This window comes from Chamaesiphon sp. VAR_69_metabat_338, from assembly GCF_031423935.1.
Classification (GTDB): domain Bacteria; phylum Cyanobacteriota; class Cyanobacteriia; order Cyanobacteriales; family Chamaesiphonaceae; genus Chamaesiphon.
Map to the genome: position 1 here is coordinate 1 of NZ_JANPGM010000032.1, position 6827 is coordinate 6827.

Consider the following 6827-nt stretch of genomic DNA (forward strand, 5'->3'; position numbering starts at 1 on the left):
GACACCTTTGATAGCTTTGGCTGCATCGGCATCGAGCGCGGCTTTGACCGCATTGGGATCGATCGGTTGTCCCCAGGGAGCGGTAACTGTCTGGACGTCTAGCGCGAAGGCTGCCGCTACTTGCGCCCAGCGTTCGCCAAATTTACCATTGTGGACGACCAACACGCGATCGCCAGGGCTAAAGAAGTTAATAATTCCTGCTTCCATCGCGCCCGTACCGGAAACGGTCAGCATCAGGACATCATTTTGAGTTTGGTGCAACCATTTGAGATTGGCAGTAACTTCGGCCATGATTTGGCTGAACTCGCCGCTCCGGTGCCCAATCGGGTGTTTGGCCATTGCCAACAACACATTTTCTGGCACTGGCGTAGGGCCAGGAATCATTAACATTAATTTATTTTCCACGATCTCGATCCCAATGATGAATAATAGCTAAACTGCCGATCGGACGCAGGCTGTTGCGGCTAGCAAGCGTCTTAACTTAGATTTGCAGAATGTCAATTTTAGCTTAAGACTACACGCAGCCGCTAGCGGCGCGACCCGAATCTGCGGCCAACTAGCTGCCAGATCGGCGAGCGCACGGTCGCCCCGATGCGGATGAAGCGGTCGATCTCGATCCTCACGGAACGATTTAAGGCGACAAGCTAGCACCTAGCAATCGGTCGCTCCAGACATAATACTGACAATTACGATCTCTATCCTAACGAAAATTGGATTTGTTGGGCGATCGGGATGGCACGAGCGGAGGCGATCTCGGTAACTAGAACCGCTCGCAACCAGCGCGATCGGTCGATCTGATGGTTAAATCGAGAACATAGAAATCGATCGGGATGCGTCGATCCATCAGGTCTGTTTTGAGTATATTATGGCATCATGTTAATGGTATCTAGTACTAACCTTCGATCGCAAAAATGTTATGACAAATAATCTTATTCCCTATGATTGTGGTGATGACGATGTAATTGCCTTTGGGGAGGCAATGTTTCGCTCTGGCAAGCTCAAAAAGGCGATCGGCCAATCTTTTGATAGTTCGGTTGGTAGATCGATCGATCAGAAGCTCCGACAGAATGGTTTAGAGATTCCGATTCGGACGATCGGCTCAAATCGCTTGGCTAACGAACATTGTCAATGGTTCGAGGAAGGTATTAGTTGCGAAATCCTCGATTTGGCCACTCGTCGCTGGTGCAAAGGTAAGGTTAGAGTTCAGGTTTCCGTAGAGTTTTTAGTAGAAGATTCCGACGAAAAGAAGTTATTACCTGGCGATCGAGAACGCGAAGATTCCACTAGCGATGAATACGTTAACAGTGAATATGTGTTCACAGGTCTGCATCATAATGGCCAATAAAAATTAACAAGATTCAATCTAAAATAACTTGGTTGCGCCCCGTCCCTAATAATTATTAATTTCAAATGTTCTTGGAGATAAACACCCAAATTCAACTTAGAATTTGGGTATTCGGGTTTAATCGCTGTATTTACTTCGAGTAAAAATCGCGGCGATAGTCAAGCGCGAACGGATCTCGATCGTTAGCGACAGTAATGTCAAGCAAATGAGCGATTTTCAGCAAGCTAGCCACACCGATCGACTAGAAAAATTTTGCGTCAAGCATGCGCGATCGCGAAAGTTAGCAATCGTAACTAACTGCGACAATACCTTAGTAGTATGCTTTTGTTGGTGTTGCTAAATTGACTGGCGATCGGGCAAGAGATGCCAAATCTAACTCGATCTTCATCAGCGATCGATTCTAAATATTCGGATTTATCTATGGTATTATTGATAAAATATAATTAATTACAGCGATAAATATCCGATTTGTAGTACTAGTTAGCTGGAGCTAATTGAAGTAAATAATTGACAGATCGGGTTGAGTACAGATCGACGTAGGTCGATCTGTAAATCAGATTCCTCTACACATCTAAATATTTTGCTCTCAGCATCCATCACTCCTAACGCAGAATCAAACCATAACTCATAACTCGAATGCAAGTTCTTCATATTATTACGGATTTTAATGACGGCGGTGCTCAAGCTGTTTTGTACCGATTCATTATTGCCGATAAACAAAATACTCATCATGTCATTTCGCTAATGAGCATTGGTTGGTATGGAGAGCAAACTGCTAAATTAGGGATTCCAGTTCATGCCCTCGATATGCCCAAAAGTAGAGTGACGCGAGCTGGAGTCACCAAGCTGTATCGACTGATTCGACAGATCGGCCCAGATGCGATTCAAACCTGGATGTACCACAGCGATCTGCTGGGTAGTGTGGCAGCTCGCTTGGCGGGTAAGCAAGTTATCGTCTGGGGGATTCATAACTCCGATCTCGATCCGACGCAAACGGCGTTTACCACTCGCGCGATCGTTCGCGTGTGCGCCGCAATTTCGGGTTTTATCCCCCGCAAAATTATCAGTTGCTCGGAGGAAGGAGTGCGAGTGCATACCGCCCTCGGTTATCAGCAGCAAAAAATGGTGACGATTCCCAATGGTTATGATGTCAGTGAGTTTGCACCGAATCTAGCCGCTCGTCAAGAGTTGCGCCAGCAATGGCATATTCCCGATGGGACAACTTTGTTTGGGATGGTCGCCCGTTGGAATCCCCAAAAAGATCACGCCAATCTGATTGCCGCTTTAGCTCATCTCAAGACACTTACCCCATCGCCGTGGCACTGCGTACTGGTTGGCTCGAAGCTCGATGCTGATAACGATACTTTAGTCGAACTACTCGATCGCTATCAAGTCAAGGATCGCGTCACGTTGTTGGGCCTGCGCTCGGATATTCCCGCCGTCATGAATGCTGTGGATCTGCACGTCCTATCTAGTGCTTATGGTGAAGCCTTCCCCAATGTGGTCGCGGAGGCGATGGCTTGCGCGCGACCTTGTATCGTCACTGACGTTGGCGATGCGGGACTGATTGTCGGCGATACTGGTTGGGTGGTGCCATCGAGCGATGCTGTCAGGTTGGGCGAGGCGATGGCTGGCGCGATCGATCGCATGTCCGATCTACCCGCTTGGCAACAGCGGCAAGCACAATGCCGCCAGCGGATCGAGGCCAATTTTAGCGTCCAAAATATGGTGGCTAAATATAACGATGTTTGGGAGCGCGCGCTGGTCGATCGTTAGCGTGAGCAGGGGCAGCAACTAATTCGACCATTACTGCTACACCCCCGACTTCTCAAAGAAGCGGCTCGCGCACGCCTTTGTTTCCCGACGGTTTGCGGATGCGCTCGTCACGGAGGTTCCCTCCCGTTTGTGTGCGACAAGACAGCGGCGCATCGAACGGGAGGTTCCCGACCCATGGCTTTGGGTCAAGACAGCGGCGCATCGAACGGGAGGTTCCCGACCCATGGCTTTGGGTCAAGACAGCGAGACAAGACAGTCGGGGGTATGTCCTAACAAGTTTGGCGACTGACATAATTTAGTAATCGCATAATCGGAGATACTCGCTGACGGCGCGTTCGCTGGAAAAATATTGGCCGCGTTCGATCGATTGCGCCCGATCCAGTGGTGCCTCTAAAGTCTGAAGCATCGCTGTTGCTAAGGCTGGGGCATCGTCGATCGGTACCAATAGCCCATATTTGCCAGCCGCGAGGATTTCTTGCGGCCCCGAAGGACAATCTGTCGCTACCACCGCACAACCACAAGCCATCGCTTCGATCAATACCGTCGGCAAACCTTCCCAGCGCGATGACAGCACGAAGGTCGTCGCCTGTGCCATATAAGCATAGGGATTGGCATCGAAACCAGGGAGGGAGACATCTGCCGTTATCCCCAGTGCGGCGATTTCAGCTTCGAGCGCACTGCGAGTTTCCCCTTCGCCTAAAATTATCAAGCGTGCGGGTTGGTGCTGGCGGACGATCGCAAACGCCCGAATCAGGTTCGAGAAGTCCTTCTGCGCGGTCAATCTCCCCACCGCCAAAAAGACGGGCGGACTGTTTGGTGCAAACCAGGGATGGCTTAATGGGGCTTGAGATTTGCTTTTGAGCTGACGATCGACAACGGGATTGTAGACAGTTTTCACGGTTCCTGGCTGGAAACCTAATTGGGTATCCAAATCTGTCGCCACCCCCTGAGACACGCCGACGATCTCGTTAGCACGGGGATAGAGCCATCTCATCATCGTGGGCAAAAATTTACTCCGCCGTAAGTTAGATTTACTAGTTGAGAGGGTATTGTGCTCGACTACGACTAACTTGGTTTTGCTGCGCGCCAATTCTTTAGCTAAAATAGCGGCGATATTCGCATGATTCATGTGCGAAACTAATGCCACTGGCTGAGTGTCCTTGAGATAACCTGCCAATGCGGGAATCGCCTTCATCACTCGCGCCGTACCCAGATCGATGAGTCGAAGGCGATCGGGTACTTGGTCTAAATACGGCCCTTCTTTACTAGCTACCACCAAATCTAGCGGAATATCTAGTTCGAGCATTCCCGCCAGCAAATTGAGGGCGACTCGTTCCGCACCGCCACCGGCAAGGGTCGGCAAAAAGAAAGCGATTCGGCGTTCGGACATGTGCGATTGTTCCTCGATGACTCGATCTATCATACCCAGATCGGAACGACTTGCGATCGCGTAGCGTTCCTGTAGGGAAATCGCGAGCACTGCTCGGCTCACCTGGCTGCTGGAGCGAAATTATTTGCTGTCTTTGCCGACTGGCAATTGGCGATCGGTCGGGATCGAATCGGTCGAATCAGCGCGCTCGATCGGTACGGATGACAGATCGAACTGGTCGATCGATTCGGCGCGCTCTGTGGGTTTGGGTGCCAGATCGAACTTATCGATCGATTTCAAATTGCGGAGGACAAAGAATAGTAAAAAGAAAAAGGAAAATACGTACACCAAACTGGTCGATAAGGCAATCCCAGCCACACCCAGCCACTGCATGAATAAATAATTCAAACCGATATTGATCGCCAGACTACAAGCCGAACCAACAATCAAAATCTGATTTTGGCGCATCGCCGAAATTAACCGCACTACTAACATGCAGCCAATATAAAACGGGATCTGGAGGGCAAAACAACTTTGAATTTGCGCGACGACCCGCGTATCATTGGCATTAAATGAACCTCTTTGTAAGAGCGCGTGCACGATCGGCTCCGAACCTAAAATAATCAATCCAGTTAACGGCACGCTCGCCGCAAAGATCAGGATTAGATAATGCCGGAAGGAGTTGCGAATGCCCGACCAATCATTACTGGCCACCATTTTGGAGAAATAGGGCATCACCGCCGTACTTAAGGCCGTACTGGCGATAATAATTGGTAAGGTCACGATCCGGTTGCCATAGTTGAGCGCGGCGACACTACCAGCAGGTAACATCGCGGCCATCGACTGATCGACCAAGCTAGTGCTGCACATCAAAAATGACCCCACGATCGCGGGTGCGTACTGACGCGCCACCTCATTGAGGTCGGGATTAAAGCCATACCATCGCGGGCGCAGTGAGAACCCTTGCTGTTTGAGGACGATGCCGATAATCAGCATTTCTGCGAGTTGACCGCCAACCATCCCTGCCACCAGATTGAATACGCCCCAAGACTGCATGCCAAATAACAGGACGATCGTCAGGACGGGCGTAATCATTGGCACTAGCGCAACTAGGGCAAATTTTTCGCCAGCATTGAGCACTGCGCCCCAAATATTGGCAATCCCTGATAGTAGTAACATCGGCGCGATCGCCCACAACAGTCGATAGGCTAAGGCTAATTTGTCAGCACTGAAGCCCTTAGTTAGTAAGGGCAGATAGAGCGGGACGCACCCGAGCATGAGCAGGGTAGTGGCTGCGAGCAAGCCGATGCTCCAGAGCGAAGCTCCCGCAAACAACTTTTGAGCCGCTCTGGCACCTGATTGCTCTCTGACCCGGATATAAGTGGGAATCAGGGCTGAGTTAAACGAGCCAGCGATAATACTAAGCAAAAACGACGGAATCGTCAGCGCGATCAAGAAGGCATCCAATTCACTGGCAGTACCAAATTGATAGGCAACAAATAGCTCTTTAACAACAGATAATAGTTTGGCCAGGATCGTGCCGAATCCGACCACAATCATTGCGACCAAAATTCGACTATTTACTGACCCACTCGCAACTTTTTTCCATAAGCTAGCGATCTTCTGCAATCGGTCTTTCATTGTATTGTTGTCTGATGCGGAGTTTGGTAGATGGTGGTTGTGCAGGCGATCGTGACAAACTCGAATGCATCGCTAGGCATGGGAGCGGGTAAAATCGAGGTTCGAGCTAGGTGCGACTATCCCAGTTGGCGAGCTAGACATCGATCTAGAAGACTTATTTAATGGTAAATAGTTCCTCGATCTCGATCGACTAATCGCGTTTTTGAAAGACATTCTTTTGGGTGCGTACTGGTGGTAAAAAAGCTGGCGCGATCGAGGGCGACGGTGCCATATTGAAATTACGATTTGTATATTTCAGATACCACTTTTGATTGGTGTTCATGGCGGCGAGTAAAGCAAAACTCGATAATGTATAGCGTTCTGCTAACACCTCATGACTGAATAGTCCCCACAAACTCAGAAAGACGGCAAAACAGATGAGAATTGTCTGTTCTTCGCCCCGATTGCGATAGACGACAGCAAAGATCGCTCCTGGCAGAAACAGGACTCCGAGAATGCCATGATCGGCCATGTAGTATAGATACATGTTGTGAGTGGAGACTTCCGAAACCATCCACTTCCGAGTTGATGCCAATCCATTCCCCCAGAAAGGACGATTGCCAAACATCAGCCAACCACCAGCCGCCACCGCTTGCCGCTCCGTCGCTGACTCTTCCTTGAGCGAAGGGTTTTGGAACTCTTCGAGTCGATTGACAA

General features: G+C 49.8%; 6 protein-coding genes and 1 pseudogene. 2 read left to right on the plus strand and 5 right to left on the minus strand.

Annotated features, from left to right (window positions below; all coding sequences use genetic code 11):
- A pseudogene (locus RMO84_RS01090) lies at positions 1 to 405 on the minus strand (aminotransferase class V-fold PLP-dependent enzyme); the annotation flags it as partial.
- 27 nt (positions 406 to 432) lie between these two features.
- Complete coding sequence (locus RMO84_RS01095) at positions 433 to 651, minus strand: hypothetical protein (protein ID WP_310486589.1); 219 nt, start codon at positions 649 to 651, stop codon at positions 433 to 435.
- A 265-nt stretch (positions 652 to 916) separates the two neighbouring features.
- On the opposite strand from RMO84_RS01095, the gene RMO84_RS01100 reads away from it, so the two are divergent.
- Together RMO84_RS01100 and RMO84_RS01105 are read left to right on the plus strand one after the other, a co-directional pair.
- A complete protein-coding gene (locus tag RMO84_RS01100; protein WP_310486590.1) occupies positions 917 to 1345 on the plus strand; it encodes a KGK domain-containing protein in 429 nt (142 codons plus the stop codon).
- 636 nt (positions 1346 to 1981) lie between these two features.
- Complete coding sequence (locus tag RMO84_RS01105) at positions 1982 to 3121, plus strand: glycosyltransferase (protein ID WP_310486592.1); 1140 nt, start codon at positions 1982 to 1984, stop codon at positions 3119 to 3121.
- A 295-nt stretch (positions 3122 to 3416) separates the two neighbouring features.
- Here the strand turns inward: RMO84_RS01105 and RMO84_RS01110 are convergent, their stop codons facing one another.
- The 3 genes from RMO84_RS01110 to RMO84_RS01120 form a co-directional block, all read right to left on the minus strand.
- Positions 3417 to 4601: a glycosyltransferase gene (locus RMO84_RS01110; RefSeq protein ID WP_310486594.1), complete on the minus strand. Its 1185-nt coding sequence runs from the start codon at positions 4599 to 4601 to the stop codon at positions 3417 to 3419.
- Between the two features lie 30 nt (positions 4602 to 4631).
- Positions 4632 to 6131 carry a murein biosynthesis integral membrane protein MurJ gene (gene murJ, locus RMO84_RS01115; protein WP_310486595.1) on the minus strand — a complete coding sequence of 500 codons (1500 nt, stop codon included), beginning with the start codon at positions 6129 to 6131 and terminating at the stop codon, positions 4632 to 4634.
- 190 nt (positions 6132 to 6321) lie between these two features.
- Positions 6322 to 6827, minus strand: a 506-nt coding sequence (locus RMO84_RS01120; RefSeq protein ID WP_310486596.1) for a hypothetical protein, incomplete at its 5' end; no start/stop codon positions are given.